Genomic DNA, 20059 nt, shown 5'->3' on the forward strand with positions numbered 1-20059 from the left:
ACGGCCCCCATGGCTGTTCGTCGAATTTGCTAATGGGGGCAAGAGTGAATGGACCGGGCAATACTATAATGTATGATGAAATTTCCTATTAAACGAACATTTAAAATAATACCATGAAAACAACACTATTGGTTTTTTCGATTATTGCGGTTACGGTTTTGGGCGCTTGTGCCCAAAACACCGATACCAAAGCACTGCTTGAAAATCCCGAATCCAGAAATGAAATCATGTCGACTATCGCCGGCAACCATCATTACATGACACAGTTTATGGTTGCCATGCAGCAAAGCGACCATGCCATGCAGATGATGCAGGGTAACGAAAAGATTAGAGGGCATATGATGAAAGATGGTGGCATGCAAATGATAATGAAGGATAGTACGATGATGATGAATATGATGCAGGGCATGATGAAAGATGGAAAAATGATGGGCAACATGATGAAAATGATGCATGAAAAGGGAATGATGAGCGAAGATTGCGTGGAATCTTGCAAGAAAATGATAGAAGAAAATGAATTAAAAACGATCGAACAAGGCGAACTCGAATTGAGCAAAAGCCAAAGCCACGGAGATCATCATTAGGGACTAAAACATTTAACGCTAAAAACTAGAAATAATGAAAGGACATTGGATTTGGATGGTCATCGGTTGTGGTCTCCCCTTACTACTGATATTTTTTGCTCCAGCCTTGGGCATCACGGGATATAATGGGCTTTTTGCCTTTATAATCGTAATGTTCCTAGTTCATCTGTTCATACCGCACGGCGGGCATGGCCATAGCGGGCATGGTAAATCCGGTAAACATGAACATGGCAATGAAGAACGAGCCGACAAGAACCAAGAAGAGCATAAAGGCCACCGGCACCATTAATATCAGTACGAAGATGAAACGTAGATATCAAATAAACGGCATTAGTTGCGGTGGTTGTGTTGCCAGGGTAAAAAAAACCTTGGAAGGGCACCCCGACATTGAGAAGACCGAAATTTTCTTGGCCCCAAAAGGTGCCACGATCATCACTATGAAAGAGAAACTTTCGATAGAGAATATTCAAAAGCAACTCAATGAACTTGAGGGCTATACAATAACGGAAATTATTTAGAATAATAATTAAAGAGTAACACTATGTTTTTAAGAGATGGAATTTTTTGGGGCATGCACCTTATCTGGTGGGCAATTTGGCTGGTGGCCTTAGGCTGGATCTTCTTCGCCCCGTCGAACTGGCCGTTACGAGAAGAGGAAGAAGAAAATGATGCGCTTACTGTTCTTAAGATACGGTTTGCCAAGGGTGAAATCACAAAGGAGGAATACAGGAACCAAAAAAAAGTTTTGGAACTGGACGCGTAATGAATAAACAACAAATTAATAATCCTTAAAACTACAGACTATGCATTTTTTCGATGGACATTGGGGCGGTATGCACTTTATCTGGTGGATCGTATGGTTCATTCTATTAATCTGGATTTTTTTTGTTCCCTACGATATCCCATATCAAAGAGCAAAAAAAGATGATCCCTTCAGAATTCTAAAAAAGCGGTTCGCCAATGGCGAAATCTCTAAGGAGGAATATGAGGAATCAAAGAAGATCTTGAAATCGTAATAACGGTTTTAGGTCAAATATTAATCATTAAAAAAAGTCAAAATGAAGATAACAGCTTACAAGATAGCCGCGATGGTATTTGCTGCTTTGCTGATTTCGGCCTGCTCACAAAAGCAGGGTAGTTCAGTAAAAGATATGCTCAAGGACCACTCCCAGCAAGAAGCGGTATTGACCACACTTGCCGAGAATCATGAGCTGGGCAAAAAATATATTCAAAAAATGATGGATAACGACCATGCAACGGGCATGATGGTCGATGAACTGGTCAGAGCGGCATCAAAAGATACCATACTTGCCAATAAAATAAGTGGCATGATCACTAAATATCCGGATTTGATGTTGCTTACAACGCACCATTTTATGCCTGTCATTGCTTCGGACAGCCTCATGAGCGATACCTTTTGCGATCACACCTTAGAGCATGAGGAACTAGCCAAGGCCATGCACAATAAGATGGAGTATAAAAAGAGCCTTGAACGAAACCATTGATACAAAATTTGGTTTTAACGTGAAGCATTTACAAAACGAATGAATTATAACAACTATTAACATTAAAACAAGAATCATGAATCGTATGAACGTCAAAAAATTCGGATTTGCCATTGGATTTACCGGTGCACTGGTGTATGCCGGGTGTATGATAGTACTTGCCACGGTGAGCAAGGAAGCAGGTATTTCCTTCTTCAACAGCCTCTTGCACGGTCTCGACACTACAAGCATTATTAGAATGGATGTTCCCCTGTTGGAAGCATTCTTTGGAATTGTGCAAACGTTCATTTTAGGATGGCTTATAGGCGCTTGTATCGCCGCATTCTACAATGTTCAAATCAGAAAATAACGAAAATAACAGCTATGGACAGAAGAGATTTTTTGGGTACCGGTGCCGCGTCAACGGCCGGAATGTTGTTTTTCCCGGGCAATTTGTTGTCGAAAGACGCCAAGGATGAAAACATCGACCGTTTGGTCAAACCGCTGCCCTATAAGATGGATGGTGAGTGGAAAGAATTCGAACTTTACATCGATATCCATACACATGAACCGGCACCCGGTTTTAAGTACCATACCCTTGCCTTCAACAATATGGTTCCAGGACCTGAAATAAGGGTGGACGCCGGCGATAAGGTAAGGGTGAAGTTCACCAACAGGACGGACCTGAACCATACGATCCACTGGCACGGACTGTATGTGCCCTGGCGCATGGACGGTGTTCCCTTTGTAACCCAACTTCCGGTTATGCCAAAAAATGAATTCATCTATGAATTTGTGGCGGAACCTGAGGGGACGCATTTCTACCACTGTCACTGGGGAACCCTCATGCACATGCAGGCTGGGATGTTCGGTAGCGTAATCGTTGTGAATCCTGACGATCCCATTAAAAGAAAATTTCCGTACGAAAGGGAGTATACCCTGGTGTATTCCGCACATGACACCAACTACATCCGGGAAGAGATGAACGGAATGTTGGAACGGATGAAGCAGCGAAGTTTTCTCATGAAGGAGGGAAGGTTTACCAGCGATCAATGGGCGGTTTTTGATAGTAAGGAGGAGTTGTTGGACAGCATGGAGAACGGTTACCAACCACCCTATCTTAACAATAGAAGGTCAATTTCGGAATTGCCCCAGGCACAATGGTTCACGGTAAACGGAAAGTCATACCCCTCTACCCCTTATCTATTTATCAAGTCAGGGGAGAATATACGAATTCGTTTGATCAATGCGGGAGCGGAAACACATCATCTGCACCTGCATGGCCATGATTTTTGGATGGTGGCCGACGACGGCGTGCCCATTGCGAACCCATGGAAAAGAAATACGGTGCCGTTGACCCCAGGAAAGACCTTTGATATCATAGTAGAGGGTAAGAACCGGGGCATTTGGACCTTTCACGACCATGACACCCGCAAGGTCACCAACAATGGCCTATACCCCGGAGGAAATTTATTGGCACTTGTCTATGAGGATCTACCGGAGGATGAATTGATCATTTCCAAATATTCGGGAAATCCAATGTACAATCCCAATGCAGGTAGGACCGACATGAAAGAAATGCCGGATATGAAAAAGGAAAATATGAACGGAATGAACAAGATGATGTTCGGACAGGATAAACTGCCGAAAATTGCCTTGGACGAATAACTTAACAATAACAAAGCGAACACTAAAAATGAATAAACTCATATTGATTGCCTTATTCTTTACCGGACTGGCATGCGCGCAGATTACACCGGAATTTGAAATTGGGGCGAAGGGGGTTTTCTCCGGGAACCTAAATCTCAATTCGGATGAATCCAGTGCCGTATCCGATTTTTCAGACACGCAGTTGCTGATGGGCCTTCGCCAAAAGCTTTACAACGATTGGAGGGCCCAATTTGTGCTGGGCCTACAATTCCCCGATGCAAACTCGAATCTAGGAGAGGTTTTTTACAATAATATTTTTATCCAATTGGAGGACAGGACCAATATCGTAAAGGTGGGTCGAACCTTGGCCCAGACCAACTTGAATGAGTTCCCCACCCTTAGGGATGACGATGCACAGCGCTTTACCTATGCCTTGAACCCCTTTTCGGACGGGGTCAATACGGAACGGGACCAATATGCAAATGTGCTGGAATATACTCGGATTTTCAAACAGCGCTTCTTTGTTTCGGTGCACGGGGAAAATTTTTACGACAGTATAGAACCTGATGACTTTCGGTTGAATTCTATGGGGCTGACCCTTATGTACCGTGTTCCCGAAAGCCAACAATGGAACAGGAACGTGGTGCAGGAAGTAGGGCTCAGTTACAATAATTATTTCACGGATAGGCCTGGATATACCGATGATTTCGATGCCTCCGTAAAGAATCTGTTGTTCAGTACCACGATCAACCTGAAACCTGATCCTATAAACTTTATCGACTTTCGGTTCCAGGCCATCCAAAATTTTGGATGGGATGAAGTGTCCGTCCTGAACGACTATTTCGATTATACCCGCACGGAATCGACCGCACTGTTCGGAACATTCCGTTATTTAAGACAAAAATTGGAGCGGCCCCATTTTCAGTTGGCCTTTGGTGGTGGCTACAAAGCGCTGCCCAATTTGGCGATCGATTCGGATCAGCTGTTGTTCATAGCCAATGGGTTTTATCGACTTGGAGAAAACTTTGATGTTGGGTTGCAGTACAGGTATGCCGATAACAAAGGTTTTACGGAGGACCTTTTTGGAAAAAGTGAACACAGGGTGCAATTGGCCATTGTATACTCTTTCAGCAGAATATTCAACAAACAGTTTGGGGACAGGGAAGACCTGTTGAACCTGGAACACAATTATATCAGATAACTTAAATCCACCAATTGATCGAGAATGGCAAAAAGGCTTAAAATCATATCTACCCATGTACTGGTCGGCATATCTGTCTTCTATTTTATAGTGCATCCGATTACCATGGTCGTGTATTGGTTTGAATTTAGCGGGACACCCTTTACATGGGGCCTATTTCAGCAAGTCCTTAAAGAACGCCTGTTAAATTCCTTTAGCTTCGACATGGTTGGAATGATGAGCGTTTTTACGGTTCTGGGAGCTGTCCTAGGGGTCTTATCGGGCTTTTTTTGGATTTCTTTCAACCGAAAAAACAACTTGTTGGAAAAGCATGATCACCTTTTAAAACGGGACGTTAGCCAGATCATAGCCGATGGGGAGACCGAAAGGGTAGAGTTCAAGTCATCGCTACGCTATGATTACCTAAATAAAAACACCAATCGGAATCTAGAAGTTGTCATTGCAAAGACGATAGCGGGATTCATGAATTCGAAAGGGGGGAAATTATTGATCGGACTTGACGATGAGGGAGGCCTGCTTGGACTTCAGAATGATTTTGCCACCCTTAAGCACAAAAACCGGGATGGCTTCGAACGTGAGGTTTTTAGAATTATTAAACAGTATCTCGGGCGCGAAGCCTGTTACAAGAACAGGGTGTTCTTCTACCAATTGGAAAGCAAGGACATATGCCTTGTAGATGTGGAAATTTCATCCATCCCGATTTACGTCGACAGTACCAAAGGCACAACCTTTTATGTTAGAACGGGCAATGCAACCTATCCGCTTTCGGTAAAGGAGACCGTGGAATATCTAAAAATTCAAAAACAACAATAGAGATGCAATATGTATGGTTCATATGGTCCCTTATAATTCTAGCCCTCTGGGGCGTGGTCTATCTATTGAAGAAAGATTCTCGAAGAGAAATGCTGAAGATGAGCTGGATAACCATGCCCTTTGGGCTTACCGAGCCCTTGTTCGTTCCCGAATATTGGCATCCGCCATCGCTTTTTGATTTGGCGATAAAAACGGGCTTTGATATTGAAAGTATCATCTTTTCCTTTGCCATCGGGGGCATAGGCACCGTATTATATAACCTGTTGTTCAAACGAAGGTACGTTGAAATGCCCCATACTGAGCGTAAACACGCTAGGCACGGACTTCATATATACATTCTTTTTGTCCCGGTTCTTGTGTTTTTGGGGCTGAGCCTGTTCACGCCGCTGAACCATATTTATTGCGGAATTGTGGCCATGTTTCTTGGCGGAATGGCCACGCTGTATTGTCGTCCGGATCTAAAAACCAAAATCTGGATCGGTGGATTTCTGTTCACGGCCCTGTACTTTGTGTATTTCGGCAGTATCCTCCCTTTCTATCCCAACTATGTGGAACTGTTCTGGAATCTGGAAAACCTAAGTGATGTTCTCGTGGCCGGAGTCCCGATCGAAGAGCTTTTGTTTGCCTTCACTTTTGGGATGTACTGGTCCGGGCTGTACGAGCATTTGTATTGGCGGAAATTAATGAAACCCATACCAATAAATTGACCTTGTTACGAACAAAAAAGCAATGTATCACCTAAAAATTAACTTATGAAAATAGTTTTAGCAATTGACGGTTCGGATTTCAGCAAAGTGGCCATTGACCAACTTGCCGGGATGCCTTTGCCGCCCAATACGGAAATACACATTATAAATATTTTGGAGAACCCCATGCTGGCAACACCGGGGATGGTCCCATTAGGGGGCTCTCTCGGGAGCCATTATGAGGAAGCACTGTCCGGCGCACGAAGATCGGCTGAGGGTTTTGTCGCGGATGCGGCCAGAGCATTAAAGGAGACCAATGGAAAATTATCGCTTACGACAGCTGTGGTCAACGGTCTTCCCAAAAGTACGATCCTTGAAGAGGCCGAAACCTTTGGTGCCGATCTAATTGTAATCGGATCACAGGGCCATGGGGCATTTTCTCGCTTTCTTCTAGGTTCTGTCTCCCAGTCCGTGGCAATACATGCCACCTGCTCGGTCTTGATTGCAAGGAAAAAAGAGTAAATAAAATGTTCCATCATGACGGTGAGCCCACGTTGGGGCCTGCCGACCTGAAGAACCATAAAACCCGTTTTTACATGAATACTGATCACATATCCGACAAAACCATGGAAGCCAACTGTAAGGTCAATGATGAAATCTGTTTGCCAGATTCGTTTTCCCCCCGAGTTGTTATCATTGGTGGCGGTTTTGCGGGATTGGCCCTGGTCGAAGGATTGAAAATGAAAGATGTTCAAGTAGTCCTTATCGACCGCAATAATTTTCACCAGTTCCAGCCCTTGTTCTATCAAGTTGCGACCAGTGGTCTGGAACCTGACAGTATTGTTTTTCCATTCAGAAAACAGATCAAGGGATACAAAAATGTAAGTTTTAGACTGGCGGAAGTCGAAGAAATTAAATGTGCGTCCAATATCGTTATCACGGATAAGGGAAGTTTAAGTTATGATTATCTCGTTCTGGCCACGGGAACAAAGACCAACTTTTTTGGAATGGAACATGTGGAAAGGAATGGCCTGGGCATGAAAAGCATCCGGGACTCGCTCAACATCAGGCACATGATGTTGCAGAACCTAGAGCAAGCGACCATTACATGTGATGATGAGGAAAGGGATGCATTGACCAATTTTGTTATCGTGGGCGGTGGCCCTGCAGGGGTTGAAATGGCGGGAGCACTGGCGGAGTTTTGCAAATATATACTTCCCAAGGACTATCCTGAATATCCCCACACCATTATGAACATCTATCTGGTCGAGGCCTCTGGAGAGTTGCTGGCCACCATGTCCGACAAGGCTTCTGCAAAAACCCTAAAATATTTGAAAGACCTCAATGTACAGGTTTTAATGAAGGAATCTGTCAGCGATTATAATGGTTCTGTGGTAAGGACCAATACCGGAAGGACCATTCTGGCTAAAAACTTGATATGGACGGCTGGGGTAACGGGACAATTGCCAAAAGGGATAAATAAGGAGAGTATTATAAGGGGGAATCGACTTACGACGGATCAGTATCTTAAGGTAAAGGGATACAACAATGTCTATGCTATCGGGGACATAGCCGGAATAATTGCGAAAGATTCACCGCAAGGGCACCCTCAGGTGGCGCAGGTGGCCATACAGCAGGGAAGCCATCTGTCGAAAATCCTCCTGAACACCATGGCAGGGAAACCCTCAAAGCATTTTGAATATAAGGATAAAGGGGCGTTGGCCACCGTAGGTAAGAGAAGGGCAGTGGCGGATCTGGGCAAACTGAAATTCGCCGGGTATTTTGCTTGGTTGCTATGGTCCATCGTACACCTGATGTCGATCAGTGGTTTCCGCAACAAAATTTTGGTGGGCCTCAACTGGGCCGTAAGCTACTTTTCCTATGAAAAAAGCAATCGGGTAATCATTAGGAATTTTAAACCAGGACGTTTTGCCAACATGCCGAGCAAGAGTACCGATATAAAAGAAACAAGTTCTAAACCAAAGATCAATGCCTAAAACCATGCCCAATACTACCATCAAAAGTTTCCTAGGTACCGCTGCCGATGGGTTGAGCAATAGCGGTATCGTTCTATTTATTGCCGTGGTCATTGCTATGGTCTGGGCAAATTCTCCTTGGCAGGAACTTTATCAAGGCTTGTTGCAGACCGAAATTGCTTTTACGATAGGGAGCTATGAATTGGCCGAACCCTTATTGCTATGGATCAATGATGGTTTGATGGCACTCTTCTTTCTGCAGATCGGGCTGGAATTGAAAAGGGAGATTTTGGGGGGCAAGCTTTCTTCCCCTGCCAATGCGGTGCTACCCATAGGGGCGGCTATCGGAGGAATGGTTTTTCCCGCGTTGATCTATTTATTCTTTAACGCATCGGGCGGAGCTTCCCAAGGATGGGGAATCCCTATGGCAACGGACATCGCCTTTTCCCTGGGGGTTCTTGCCTTGGTAGGAAAAACATTGCCTGTGGGCCTTAGGGTATTTCTTGTAACCCTGGCGGTTGTCGATGATCTGGGAGGGGTACTGGTCATAGCACTGTTTTATACCTCGGGCATATCAACTATGAACCTATTGCACGCCTTTCTTTTTTTTGGCCTTCTGATCATTGGAAATTATTCAGGTGTGCGAAGTACGTGGTTTTATGCAATTATTGGAATAGCAGGGGTATGGTTGGCCTTTTTCTTCTCAGGGGTACACCCGACCATAGCGGGAATTCTTACCGCGATTGCAATTCCCGGAAGGGTAAAAATAAAGGAAAGTACATTTTTAGAGCGTTTGGAAAACCTCCAAATAAGATTCCTAAAAACCAAACCGGTAAAGAGCACCCTTATTTCCAATGAGCAGCTGGACATTTTGGAGAACATTAAAACCATCAGTTCAGAGGCCGAAACGCCACTCCAAAAATTGGAACGGGGGCTACATCCCTTGGTAAGCTTCCTTGTCCTGCCACTATTTGCCCTTGCCAACGCCGGGATACATCTTCATGGAGATTTATTGAAAGTGTTGTTGAATCCTGTAAGTCTGGGCATAGGACTGGGGCTTGTCGTTGGAAAATTTATAGGTATAGTGGGCATTTCAAAACTATTGGTGGCCTTAAAGGTCGCTAAACTCCCCGATAGGGTCAATTGGCAGCAAATATATGGTGTGGCCTTCCTTGGAGGAATCGGGTTTACCATGTCGCTTTTCATTAACGAACTGGCCTTTTCGGATGCCGCCTTTATTTATACGTCGAAAGTCAGTATTCTTTTTTCCTCGTTGCTGGCCGGTATCCTCGGTTCGATACTGTTGATCATGAATAACAAAAAAACAATAACGTTAAAAAACAATAACAAATGAAAAATATTGCACTAGTAGGATATGGGGTCATCGGTAAAAGGGTCGCCGATGCCATTAACAGACAAGATGATATGATACTCTCCGGCGTCTGCGACATCATTAGCGATTGGCGGATTCAAAATGCCGCGCAAAAAGACTATGGTATATATGCGGCGACACCGAATGCCGAGAAGGAGATGGTAGCCAACGGTATTGCCGTAAAAGGCTCCCTAAAGGAGCTTTTGGAAAAAGCGGACCTGGTAGTGGACTGTACCCCTAAAAACATTGCCGCAAGGAATATTGAGATCTACAAAAAACAGGGAATTAAGTTTATTGTACAGGGAGGGGAAAAGCACGGGACAACCGGCCATTCCTTTAGTGCAGAAACAAATTATGCAACGGCGCTGAACTTAAATGCGACCCGAGTGGTCTCCTGTAATACCACATCGATTTTGAGAACACTTGGGGCCTTGAAAAGAGCAGGCCTGTTGGATTATGCCAGGGGGACATTGTTAAGGAGGGCCACTGACCCTTGGGAAAGCCATCTGGGGGGTATTATGAACACCATGGTCCCGGAAAAAGACATTCCCAGTCATCAAGGACCGGACGCCCAAAGTGTGGATCCGGACCTTGATGTAATCACTTCAGCGGTAAAAGTGCCAGAAACGCTGAGCCACATGCACTATTGGAACGTAAAGCTAAGCAAAGCTGCCACCAAAGAAGAGGTCTTGGATGCGTTGAAAACCTCTAACCGAATCCATTTGATCCGATATGAGCAAGGATTGGTTTCCAACAATACCATTAAGGAAATGTATCTGGATATGGGTCGTCCGTGGGGCGATATGTACGAAGTTGCCCTTTGGGAAGATATGCTGAAAGTGGTTGGGGACGAACTTTTTTATGCCTATGTGGTGGACAACCAAGCCATAGTGATCCCCGAGACCATTGATGCGATCAGGGCACTTACGGGCCTAGAGGCCGACGGGCAAAAATCCATTGATAAGACCAATAAGAGTTTGGGAATAAACTAAAAAAAATGCTATGAGATCATTTGAACATATTGTGGAGCAGTTAGGGGATAAGGCGCCCTACTATTTGGACCACATCAGTGAGAAAATAACCAAGGATGAACTTCAAGCACCGGGATCGGATACCCTGGATAAGGTATTTGTGCACAGCAATCGGAATTCCCAGGTGATAAGAAGCCTTTCCCAATTGTACAATCACGGTAATCTTGCCGGAACGGGATACGTCAGCATACTGCCCGTTGATCAAGGAATCGAACACAGTGCCGCGTTTTCATTTTATAAGAACCCTGATTACTTCGACCCGGAAAACATTATTAAACTTGCCCTTGAGGCGGGATGTAACGGGGTCGCTTCCACTTTTGGGGGCTTGGGGCTTTATGCCAGAAAGTATGCCCATAAATTGCCGTTTATAGTTAAAATAAACCACAATGAGCTACTTACATATCCCGCTGCATTTGACCAAACGCTCTACGGAAGGGTTAGGGACGCCTGGAATATGGGAGCAGTGGCCATTGGTGCGACCGTTTACTTCGGTTCCCCTGAAAGCAAAAGACAACTGAGCGAAATAGCGGAAGCCTTTGCAGAGGCCCACAGCCTTGGTATGGCAACGATTCTGTGGTGCTATACCCGTAACAAGGCCTTTGCCCCACAAGGATGGGACTACCATGCCGCTGCCGATTTGACCGGGCAGGCCAACCATCTTGGGGTAACCATTCAAGCAGACATTATTAAACAGAAACTACCTACCACCAATTTTGGTTTTAAAAATTTGGAACATGGCAAATACGACGAAGCCATGTATTCCACCCTTGCCACAGAGCACCCCATTGATCTGTGCAGGTTACAGGTGGCCAACTGCTATATGGGCAAAATAGGACTGATCAATTCCGGAGGCGGTTCCAAAGGGGAATCCGATTTAAAGGACGCAATTACCACTGCGGTAATCAATAAGCGTGCGGGAGGTTCGGGACTGATCCTGGGGAGAAAGGCCTTTCAAAGGTCTTTTGGCGACGGTATAAAACTGTTGAATGCCGTACAGCGAGTATATCTGGAAAAGAAAATAACAATAGCATAAAGCATTACAAAAAATGTTCGATACGGAAATAAAATCCCTTAAATCCCTAAACCATTACTTGTTGAAGCTAGTGGAGAGCAGGTTATGGCTCAAAGTCATTATTGCCCTGTTCCTAGGTGTTGGCTTCGGGCTTTTGCTAAGTCCCCAAAACGGTTGGATAAGCAAAAGTACCGCTGATGTTCTTGGCAATTGGTTGGCCTTGCCGGGGATGCTATTTCTGAAATTGGTACAGATGATCATGATTCCCTTGATCGTGGCTTCCATTATTACGGGAATTGCCAGTAATGACAAGGAAAGTTTAAGAAAACTAGGTGGTGGCGTACTACTGTACTTTGTATGCACTACCATTATTTCGGTAACCATTGGCACCTTGTTGTCCATCATCTTTAAACCCGGAAATTATTTACATGGTCAGGCGCTAGCTGAACATGAACAAGTACTGGCCAATGCAGAGCAAGGAACGGATTTGTCATTCGGCATTAATGACATCCCAAATGCCATAACCGACCTTTTACCAGAAAATCCATTGGCTTCTATGGTCAGTGGGGAAATGCTCAGTATTGTCATTTTCACAATAATCATCGGTGTTGCCGTATTGTCGCTAACCGACGATTTGCTCAAACCGGTAAAATTGCTGTTGGGCGCCATTCAGGAAATCTGTATGACGGTAGTCAAATGGGCCATGTTGTTGGTGCCTGTAGCTGTATTTGGTCTAATGGCACAACTTACTTCCAGCGTCGGTCTAAACTCCCTTTCAGGTTTAGGCTTTTATGTGCTCGTTGTACTGATAGGATTGCTCATGTTGGTCGGCGTTTACCTTTTGATGGTAAGCGTACTTGGACGTACCAATCCCTTTAAATTTTTACGCAGGATAACAGATGTCCAGCTATTGGCCTTCTCTACAACGAGCTCTGCCGCAGTAATGCCCTTGTCCCTGAAAACAGCAGAGGAAGAACTAAAGGTGGACAGTGCCATCAGTAATTTCATTATACCCATTGGGGCAACGGTAAATATGGACGGGACAGCACTGTACCAAACCATTACCACTTTATTCATAGCGCAGGCATACGGATTGGAAATGAGCCTTTTAAATATTATTGTGGTCATCGTTACCATTGTGGCCGCTTCCATTGGGACACCTGCCATACCCGGTGGTGGAGTCGTGATATTGGCTTCGGTACTTTCCAGTGCCGGAATACCCACGGAAGGAATCATCATTATTATAGGGGTCGAAAGACTGTTGGGTATGTTCCGAACGGCAGTAAATGTTACGGGCGACCTTACCGCTTGTATGGTGTTTGATCGGTTTTACGGCGATAGAACTGTCCCGGTCGGTGATAATTTATCAATAAAGACAGTGCAAAATTCAAATGGATAAGAAAATGACATCAATTGACCACATAGATTTTTCGCCAAAACCCGGTAAAGAGTATTGGGTAAATTGCCATCGCGAATGGCGGGAAGAGTTCATTTACTTTCTTCTTGTCGATAGATTTCACGACAGTACAAAAAGAAATTCCTTAAATTTTAAAAATAGGCATCCGGGCTTTGGGGACAAAGAGCAGCTGGAACGAACTTTTGGTGGCACAATCATGGGGGTCATCGATAATTTGGATTATATCAAAAACCTGGGCTGCACGGCAATTTGGCTCAGCCCCGTATTTGAAAACAATCCGGAATCCTATCACGGGTATTCCATTCAAAACTATCTGGATGTGGACAGCCGGTGGGGCACCAAAGATGAACTTGAAGATTTGGTGGACCGCGCCCATAAACTTGATATGCGGGTTTTCTTGGATGTTGTTTTGCACCATTCCGGAGATAATTGGTCATACCCCTACGATTATGACTACTATTATTTTAACGGACTGCAGTTTCCGTTCGGGGAATGGAGAGAGAAGGACAAACCACTTCCCATAGAATTGAAAGATCCCGATGTCTATAACCGAAAAGGTCAGATCGTCAATTTTGATGTGTATCCCGAAACTAGGGAAGGTGATTTTTTCACCTTGAAAACATTCAGGAACGATGGATCACCGGCGAGCAAAAGAATACAGGAAATATTGGTCGCCATTCATTGCTATTGGATTCGTGAATTGGATGTTGACGGGTTTCGCCTTGATGCCGTAAAGCACATGCACGGCCCTGCCATAAGCAAATTTTGTTCGCTAATAAGAGAGTACGCCCATTCATTGGGAAAGCGAAACTTCTTTCTGTTCGGGGAAATCATTGGTAACGATGAAATGGGCAACCCGTACATAGGCCCTAAAATACTACGGTCATCGTACGACCAGAACGTATACTACGGCCTTGATTCGGTCTTGGACCACCCTTTACACAGTGTTCTGGCAGATGTCATGAAGGGCACTTCCTCGCCCAGCAAATTGATCGAGCGTTACGATGCCCTGCAAAGAAATGCACTTAACCGGGGCGAATACGGTGACTTTTTAGTGACCTATATCGACGACCATGACCAAGTGGGTATGGATTATAAACAGCGCTTTGGTCACCAAACCGCACCCGAACAGATCGTGGCAGGTATGGGATTTCTTCTTTGTGCCCTTGGCACACCGTGCATGTACTATGGAACCGAGCAGGGCTTTACCGGAAATGGTCCCGATGATAGATACATCAGGGAAGGGATGTTCGATCCTGGTGATAAATCATCCAACGTTCTCAACCAAGAATCGTGGATCTATTCACAAATCTCGGTTTTGGCGCATCTACGCCAAAAAGAAAGGGCCCTGAAATTTGGCCGAATGTATTTCAGGCAAACCTCTACCAATGGCATTGATTTTCATTATCCCGATTGTGCGGAATGTCTATTGGCTTTTTCGCGAATACTTTTTAAAGATGAACTAACCGTGGTATACAACTCATCCCCAACCAATACCAAAGAAGAATACGTGCTGATCGACAACATGATCAACGCAAAAGGGAAGTACATGAAATATCTGTTCGGGCGAAAAGGAAGAGTAAAAATACGGGGACATGCGCCCTCTAATGATGGGCCATTGTTTTTTAAGGTGACCCTAAAACCTATGGAGTTCTTGATTTTGAAGAATTACTGAGAAAACCACTGTTTTAGAACTAGTGGCAAAATGAAAGATAACTAATAAAAAAAATAGAAGAGAGGTCAAGTGAAAAGAGCCATAAAAAAAAATATCAAAATAATATCCATTGCGGTACTATCCGTATTGGGACTACTTTTCTTGGTCGCAGGCTATGAGTACGCAAAAGTGGTCTTGGCCCCGACGTACGACCCCGAAACGATGCCCTTGAACTATGAGGTAATCGGTTCCGGGAAAAAAAATATCCTTCTGATCCATGGCTTGGCCGGTTCAAAAAATTATTGGAAAATGGGGTTGAAAGAAGTCAAGGCAACACACAGACTTCTGTTGGTGGATCTATTGGGCTTTGGCGATTCACCAAAACCCCAAAGCGATTATTCCCTAAAAACCCAGTTGGAAGCACTTGAACAGGTTATTATAAAGGAAGGAATGGATAATGGCAGCACCATTGTTGTAGGGCACTCAATGGGCGCTACCATATCCCTGGCCCTTTTTGCAGAACACCCCAATTGGTTTGACGGGGCGACCGTAATCGGCCTTCCCATTTTTAAGAGCAGAGACCAATTTGTAAGTAATATGTCAAAAGCTTCTGTTTTTGACCGTATTGCCATAGGCTCCTCTGGAAAGGTATTCTGTTTGCTTCATCCGATTTATCTTTCAAAATGGTTCAAACCGAAAAATCTGACCGACGATGTGTTCTCCGATTCAAGAAAGCATACATGGCAGAGCTATCACCATTCGTTGAACGAAATAATCTTGGGCAACAATCTATACAGTACCACAAAAAACATACGGGCTAAAGAGATACTCTTCATTCATGGTGCCGAAGACAGGGCTGCACCCCTTAGCAATGTAAAGGAATTTGCAAAAACATTTACAAACTCAAAATTAAAAACAATGGAAGAAGGCGATCACCATCTTTTCCTTAAGATGCCGAAAAAGGTATGGAAAATAACAATGGCGTTCTTTGACAACGACACTAAAATATAAGCGAAATGAATCTACAATTAGCAAACACAGATGAATTATACGGTCTGATCCCAAAAGATATCGAGGGTATGGATTCCCTTGTTGAACTGGCCTTCAATATCCGCTGGTCATGGAACCATGCCTCGGACAAATTATGGCAACAGCTAGACCCGGAACTCTGGAAACTTACCCAAAACCCATGGGTGATCTTGCAGACCGTTTCACGGGACCGGCTACAGCGGCATTTGGAAGACCCGGAATTCCGGTCGACGATCAAAACTCTTTTGGACGACAACAAAAAAGCACTCTCGTCCCCAAACTGGTTTCAACAAAACCATCCCAAGACCCAACTTAAGGGTGTTGCCTATTTCAGTATGGAGTATATGTTGAGCGAGGCACTGCCCATCTACGCGGGAGGGCTTGGCAACGTGGCCGGAGACCAGTTGAAATCGGCAAGCGACCTGGGGGTTCCCGTCACCGCAGTGGGCCTGCTTTACGCACAAGGATATTTTCGACAGGAAATTGACAAGAACGGCATTCAAAATGCACTGTTTCCCTACAATGATCCAGGACAACTGCCCATCAGGCCGCTACGCCTTCCCAACGGGGAATGGCTTCGAATAAAGGTTCCGTTTCCGGGCCATCCGCTATGGCTGCGTGCTTGGCAGGTTCAGGTAGGAAGATTGAAATTATATCTCTTGGACAGCAATGATGCCAGCAACCTCCCAGAATTCCGCGGCATAACCGACGAATTGTACGGCGGTGGCCCAGAACAACGCATAAAGCAGGAAATTGCACTGGGTATCGGGGGCTATAAGTTGCTTCGGGCCTTGGACCTTAAACCGGAGGTATGCCATATGAACGAGGGGCATGCTGCTTTTCTCGTCTTGGAAAGGGCCAATGATTTTATGAAACAAACCGGAAGATCGTTCAAAGAGGCATTGGCCGTCACCCGGGCAGGAAACCTATTTACCACCCATACCGCCGTCCCGGCCGGGTTCGACCATTTCAGCTACGCTCTGATGGAAAAGTTTTTTCAAGCGTACGCGGAAGAGGAGCTCGATATCGATTTTACCGAGCTCATGGAAATGGGTCAAGAAGAAGGCAAGAATCCATTTTCCCATTTTAACATGGCCTACCTCGCTACCCGTGGCAGTGGCGCGGTGAACGGAGTAAGTCAGTTGCACGGCAAGGTTAGCAGAAACCTGTTCAGAAACCTGTTTCCCCGCTGGCCCGTAAACGAAATTCCCATTGGCCATGTAACCAACGGGGTGCACATGCCGTCTTGGGATTCTGAACATGCAGATGCACTATGGACCGAGGCCTGTGGCAAAGACCGTTGGCGTGGCGAGTTGGACGACCACGCGGCACATATTTCCAATTTAGGCGATGAAAAGCTTTGGAAATTCAGGAACCTTTCCAGGGAAAGGCTCGTGGGCTTTATACAGGAAAGGTTTGAAAGACAGTCGCTGGTTTCAGGGCTATCGCCCGATATTGTTCGAACGGCCCTTCAGATTTTTGACCCTAACACCCTTACTTTGGGCTTCGCGAGACGTTTTGTGACCTACAAACGGCCCGATCTTCTTTTGCACGACCCCCAAAGGTTCATCCGTATTCTTAAAAATCCTGAACGACCGGTACAACTGGTCATGGCCGGAAAAGCCCCACCTACGGACGAGTCTGGAAAGGCCCTAATTCGAAAATGGATAGAATTTATACAAAAACATGAGTTGTACGAACATGTAGCGTTTTTAAGCGACTATGACATGATGCTGACCGAACATTTGGTGCGAGGGGTCGATGTTTGGCTCAACACCCCAAGACGACCTTGGGAGGCCAGTGGTACCAGCGGGATGAAGGTATTGGTCAATGGAGGTATTAATTTATCGGTACTGGACGGTTGGTGGGCCGAGGCCTATACACCTGAGGTGGGCTGGGCCTTGGGCGACGGCCATGAACATGGAAATGGACCGGCCCACGATGCCCAAGAGGCAGAAGCATTGTACCGTTTGCTGGAAAATGAGGTGGTCCCTGAATTTTATGATCGTAATAAAAAAAAGGTGCCAGAGCGGTGGGTAGAACGGATACGAAAAAGCATGGCAGACCTTACCTCTCACTTTTCGGCCAATAGGACCGTTCGGGAATATACCGAACACTATTACCTGCCAGCAGCCAAGAGCTATAAAAAAAGAGCGGCAAGGAAAGGGCTCATAGGAAAAAGGATCGTAGAGGCCAATAATGGTCTAAACACAAAATGGCACGGTGTCAAATTCGGCAAAGCAACGATTAAAAGTAATCGCAATACCCATGAATTTGAAGTGCCTATATGGCTGAACGGTATGGATCCCGAACATATTTTGGTAGAACTTTTTGCGGAAGGCCTTGATGGTGAACCGGCCGAGCGGATAAAAATGAAAATGGATTGGATGAAAGAACAGGGCGAGCATAACTATCATGCAAAAATAGTTACCTCAAGGCCCACGGATCATTACACCGTTCGCATCTTACCAAAATATGCCGGGGTAACCGTGCCTTTAGAGGACAATCTGATCCTATGGCAACATTAAAATGGATTTTAAACTGAAAAAATTAAAAATGGAAATATTGGAATATCACGAAAAAATATTAAAAAAAGTCAGTTTCAACGAGGAACTGTTGAAGCTTGAACTGAAAAAGGCGGTCCGTAGTACCACCTGTTCCGAACAACCGGCTTTATTGGAATGGTGCGGTGAGCACCTTGGCGAGGAATACAGAAAATTAGCCGCCAGTTATATGGAAAACAAGAGCTGTGCTTTTGACGAAATAGATAATTAAAAAATCCCAAGGGAAAATGTATCCACAAAATTCAAACATTCTAACGATCAATGCTGGTTCATCGAGCATTAAGTTCGCTATGTACGAAGTGGCGGAAAACCCCACGGCAAAATTCTATGGGTACATTGACCGTATCGGTTCCGGCAATGAGGCTTTTACGGTAACCTATGTTGAAGGCAATGAAAAGAATAAATCAACGATATATGCCCCCGGCTTTTACCAAGCCACTATTTTTTTGATCGAATGGCTCAAAAACAAGCCCGATTTTAATCGTATCAAGTGTATTGGGCACAGGATCACAAATGGATTGAACCATCTCGGGCCAAAGGTAATCGATACCGCCCTATTGGCCGAACTGAAAGAGAGTACGGACTATATCCCCGAACGTGTTCCAACGGAGATCGAAATCGTAGAAACGTTCAAAATAAGGTATCCGAGCTTAAAGCAGGTGGCATGTTTCGATACCAGCTTTCATGTAAACCTTCCCCGTATTGCGAAGATACTTCCTATTCCAAGACGTTTTGAGCGGGCCGGCATCCATCGGTATGGCTTTCACGGCCTGTCGTTTTCCCATCTCATGATGGAACTCAAAAAAAGGATAGGTGTTAAAAAAGCCAATGGAAAGGTCATTCTTGCACATCTTGGAGATGGGGCGTGTTTAGCCGCTGTCAAAGAAGGGAAGAGCATTGATACCAGCATGGGATTTACGCCAACGGGCGGATTGGTCATGGGGTCAAGAAGCGGCGATTTGGATCCAGGGGTTGTCTGCTATTTGCTGAACAAAGAAAGGATGGGGGCAAAACAGATGGACCATTTGACCAATTATGAAAGTGGTTTGCTCGGTATCTCAGAGACAAGTGCGGATATGCATGATTTACTATTGAAAGAAGATATGGACGTAAGGGCCGCGGAGGCTGTGGCCTTGTTCTGTTATCAAGTAAGAAAATGGATCGGAGCGTTTACGACCGCCCTGGGCGGGCTCGATGTGCTGGTTTTCTCGGGCGGTATTGGCGAAAATGCACCGATCATACGGTCAAGAATCTGCCAGAAACTTGATTTTTTGGGTATTGAGCTGGATGAAGACCAAAACAGGAAAAATTCATCGCAAATTTCTGCAGTGAACAATACCGTGCTGGTCAAGGTAATTCACACCGACGAGGGGTCCATTATAGCAAAGAGTGTGGCCCAAGAGTATTTTAAGGATGACAAACCCGATCAAACGGTCCCATACAAAAAGAGAGAACGGCAAAAAGTAACAAGAGCTTCCGTCCGAAGAAATTTAGATAAATCCAACGTATGGGACGGGTGAACGGAACATTATGGTTTCATTCGGATACGGGCACAAAATATCCGCTCGTTGAAACGAAGTATTACA

22 protein-coding genes are annotated in these 20059 nt (G+C 45.0%); all 22 read left to right on the forward strand.

From position 1 onward, the window contains the following. Positions 1-113 precede the first annotated feature (113 nt). Entirely contained in the window at positions 114-584 is a 471-nt protein-coding gene (locus CRO15_RS15745) for a hypothetical protein (RefSeq protein ID WP_097046815.1), read from the forward strand. A gap of 34 nt (positions 585-618) precedes the next feature. Further along, a complete protein-coding gene (locus CRO15_RS15750; RefSeq protein ID WP_243396991.1) occupies positions 619-873 on the forward strand; it encodes a hypothetical protein in 255 nt (84 codons plus the stop codon). 13 nt (positions 874-886) lie between these two features. Then, a complete protein-coding gene (locus CRO15_RS15755; protein WP_097046817.1) occupies positions 887-1102 on the forward strand; it encodes a heavy-metal-associated domain-containing protein in 216 nt (71 codons plus the stop codon). A gap of 23 nt (positions 1103-1125) precedes the next feature. Next, entirely contained in the window at positions 1126-1347 is a 222-nt protein-coding gene (locus CRO15_RS15760; RefSeq protein WP_097046818.1) for an SHOCT domain-containing protein, read from the forward strand. A gap of 40 nt (positions 1348-1387) precedes the next feature. Then, positions 1388-1600 (forward strand): SHOCT domain-containing protein, encoded by a 213-nt coding sequence (locus CRO15_RS15765; RefSeq protein ID WP_097046819.1) that lies wholly within the window; start codon positions 1388-1390, stop codon positions 1598-1600. Between the two features lie 42 nt (positions 1601-1642). Beyond that, entirely contained in the window at positions 1643-2089 is a 447-nt protein-coding gene (locus CRO15_RS15770) for a hypothetical protein (protein WP_097046820.1), read from the forward strand. A 76-nt stretch (positions 2090-2165) separates the two neighbouring features. After that, positions 2166-2438 (forward strand): DUF5676 family membrane protein, encoded by a 273-nt coding sequence (locus CRO15_RS15775; protein ID WP_097046821.1) that lies wholly within the window; start codon positions 2166-2168, stop codon positions 2436-2438. Between the two features lie 14 nt (positions 2439-2452). Further along, a complete protein-coding gene (locus CRO15_RS15780; RefSeq protein WP_097046822.1) occupies positions 2453-3736 on the forward strand; it encodes a multicopper oxidase family protein in 1284 nt (427 codons plus the stop codon). 28 nt (positions 3737-3764) lie between these two features. Beyond that, positions 3765-4919 (forward strand): hypothetical protein, encoded by a 1155-nt coding sequence (locus CRO15_RS15785; protein WP_097046823.1) that lies wholly within the window; start codon positions 3765-3767, stop codon positions 4917-4919. 24 nt (positions 4920-4943) lie between these two features. Further along, a complete protein-coding gene (locus tag CRO15_RS15790; RefSeq protein ID WP_097046824.1) occupies positions 4944-5732 on the forward strand; it encodes an AlbA family DNA-binding domain-containing protein in 789 nt (262 codons plus the stop codon). Positions 5733-5734: 2 nt separating this feature from the next. Continuing rightward, positions 5735-6439 carry a lycopene cyclase domain-containing protein gene (locus tag CRO15_RS15795; protein WP_097046825.1) on the forward strand — a complete coding sequence of 235 codons (705 nt, stop codon included), beginning with the start codon at positions 5735-5737 and terminating at the stop codon, positions 6437-6439. 45 nt (positions 6440-6484) lie between these two features. Beyond that, positions 6485-6940 (forward strand): universal stress protein, encoded by a 456-nt coding sequence (locus tag CRO15_RS15800; protein ID WP_097046826.1) that lies wholly within the window; start codon positions 6485-6487, stop codon positions 6938-6940. 74 nt (positions 6941-7014) lie between these two features. Next, the gene (locus CRO15_RS15805; RefSeq protein WP_097046912.1) at positions 7015-8415 is read left to right on the forward strand and encodes an NAD(P)/FAD-dependent oxidoreductase; all 1401 of its coding nucleotides are present in this window, start codon (positions 7015-7017) and stop codon (positions 8413-8415) included. Beyond that, on the forward strand, positions 8408-9748 hold the full coding sequence (nhaA, locus tag CRO15_RS15810; protein ID WP_207763927.1) for a Na+/H+ antiporter NhaA: 1341 nt from the start codon (positions 8408-8410) through the stop codon (positions 9746-9748). Before CRO15_RS15805 ends, nhaA begins: the two co-directional genes overlap by 8 nt. Then, positions 9745-10758 carry a type II glyceraldehyde-3-phosphate dehydrogenase gene (locus tag CRO15_RS15815; protein ID WP_097046827.1) on the forward strand — a complete coding sequence of 338 codons (1014 nt, stop codon included), beginning with the start codon at positions 9745-9747 and terminating at the stop codon, positions 10756-10758. The genes nhaA and CRO15_RS15815 overlap by 4 nt, the downstream gene beginning before the upstream one ends. Before the next feature lie 10 nt (positions 10759-10768). Beyond that, complete coding sequence (locus CRO15_RS15820) at positions 10769-11830, forward strand: class I fructose-bisphosphate aldolase (protein ID WP_097046828.1); 1062 nt, start codon at positions 10769-10771, stop codon at positions 11828-11830. A 13-nt stretch (positions 11831-11843) separates the two neighbouring features. Next, complete coding sequence (locus CRO15_RS15825; RefSeq protein WP_097046829.1) at positions 11844-13208, forward strand: dicarboxylate/amino acid:cation symporter; 1365 nt, start codon at positions 11844-11846, stop codon at positions 13206-13208. A 4-nt stretch (positions 13209-13212) separates the two neighbouring features. Further along, the gene (locus CRO15_RS15830; RefSeq protein WP_097046914.1) at positions 13213-14901 is read left to right on the forward strand and encodes an alpha-amylase family glycosyl hydrolase; all 1689 of its coding nucleotides are present in this window, start codon (positions 13213-13215) and stop codon (positions 14899-14901) included. Positions 14902-14970: 69 nt separating this feature from the next. Further along, positions 14971-15891 (forward strand): alpha/beta fold hydrolase, encoded by a 921-nt coding sequence (locus tag CRO15_RS15835; RefSeq protein ID WP_097046830.1) that lies wholly within the window; start codon positions 14971-14973, stop codon positions 15889-15891. Positions 15892-15896: 5 nt separating this feature from the next. Then, complete coding sequence (glgP, locus tag CRO15_RS15840) at positions 15897-18437, forward strand: alpha-glucan family phosphorylase (RefSeq protein WP_097046831.1); 2541 nt, start codon at positions 15897-15899, stop codon at positions 18435-18437. 28 nt (positions 18438-18465) lie between these two features. Then, entirely contained in the window at positions 18466-18684 is a 219-nt protein-coding gene (locus CRO15_RS15845; RefSeq protein WP_133067263.1) for a hypothetical protein, read from the forward strand. Between the two features lie 16 nt (positions 18685-18700). Beyond that, on the forward strand, positions 18701-19993 hold the full coding sequence (locus CRO15_RS15850; protein WP_097046833.1) for an acetate/propionate family kinase: 1293 nt from the start codon (positions 18701-18703) through the stop codon (positions 19991-19993). The last annotated feature ends 66 nt before the right edge of the window (positions 19994-20059 follow it).

This window comes from Flagellimonas pacifica, from assembly GCF_900215465.1.
Lineage (GTDB): Bacteria > Bacteroidota > Bacteroidia > Flavobacteriales > Flavobacteriaceae > Flagellimonas > Flagellimonas pacifica.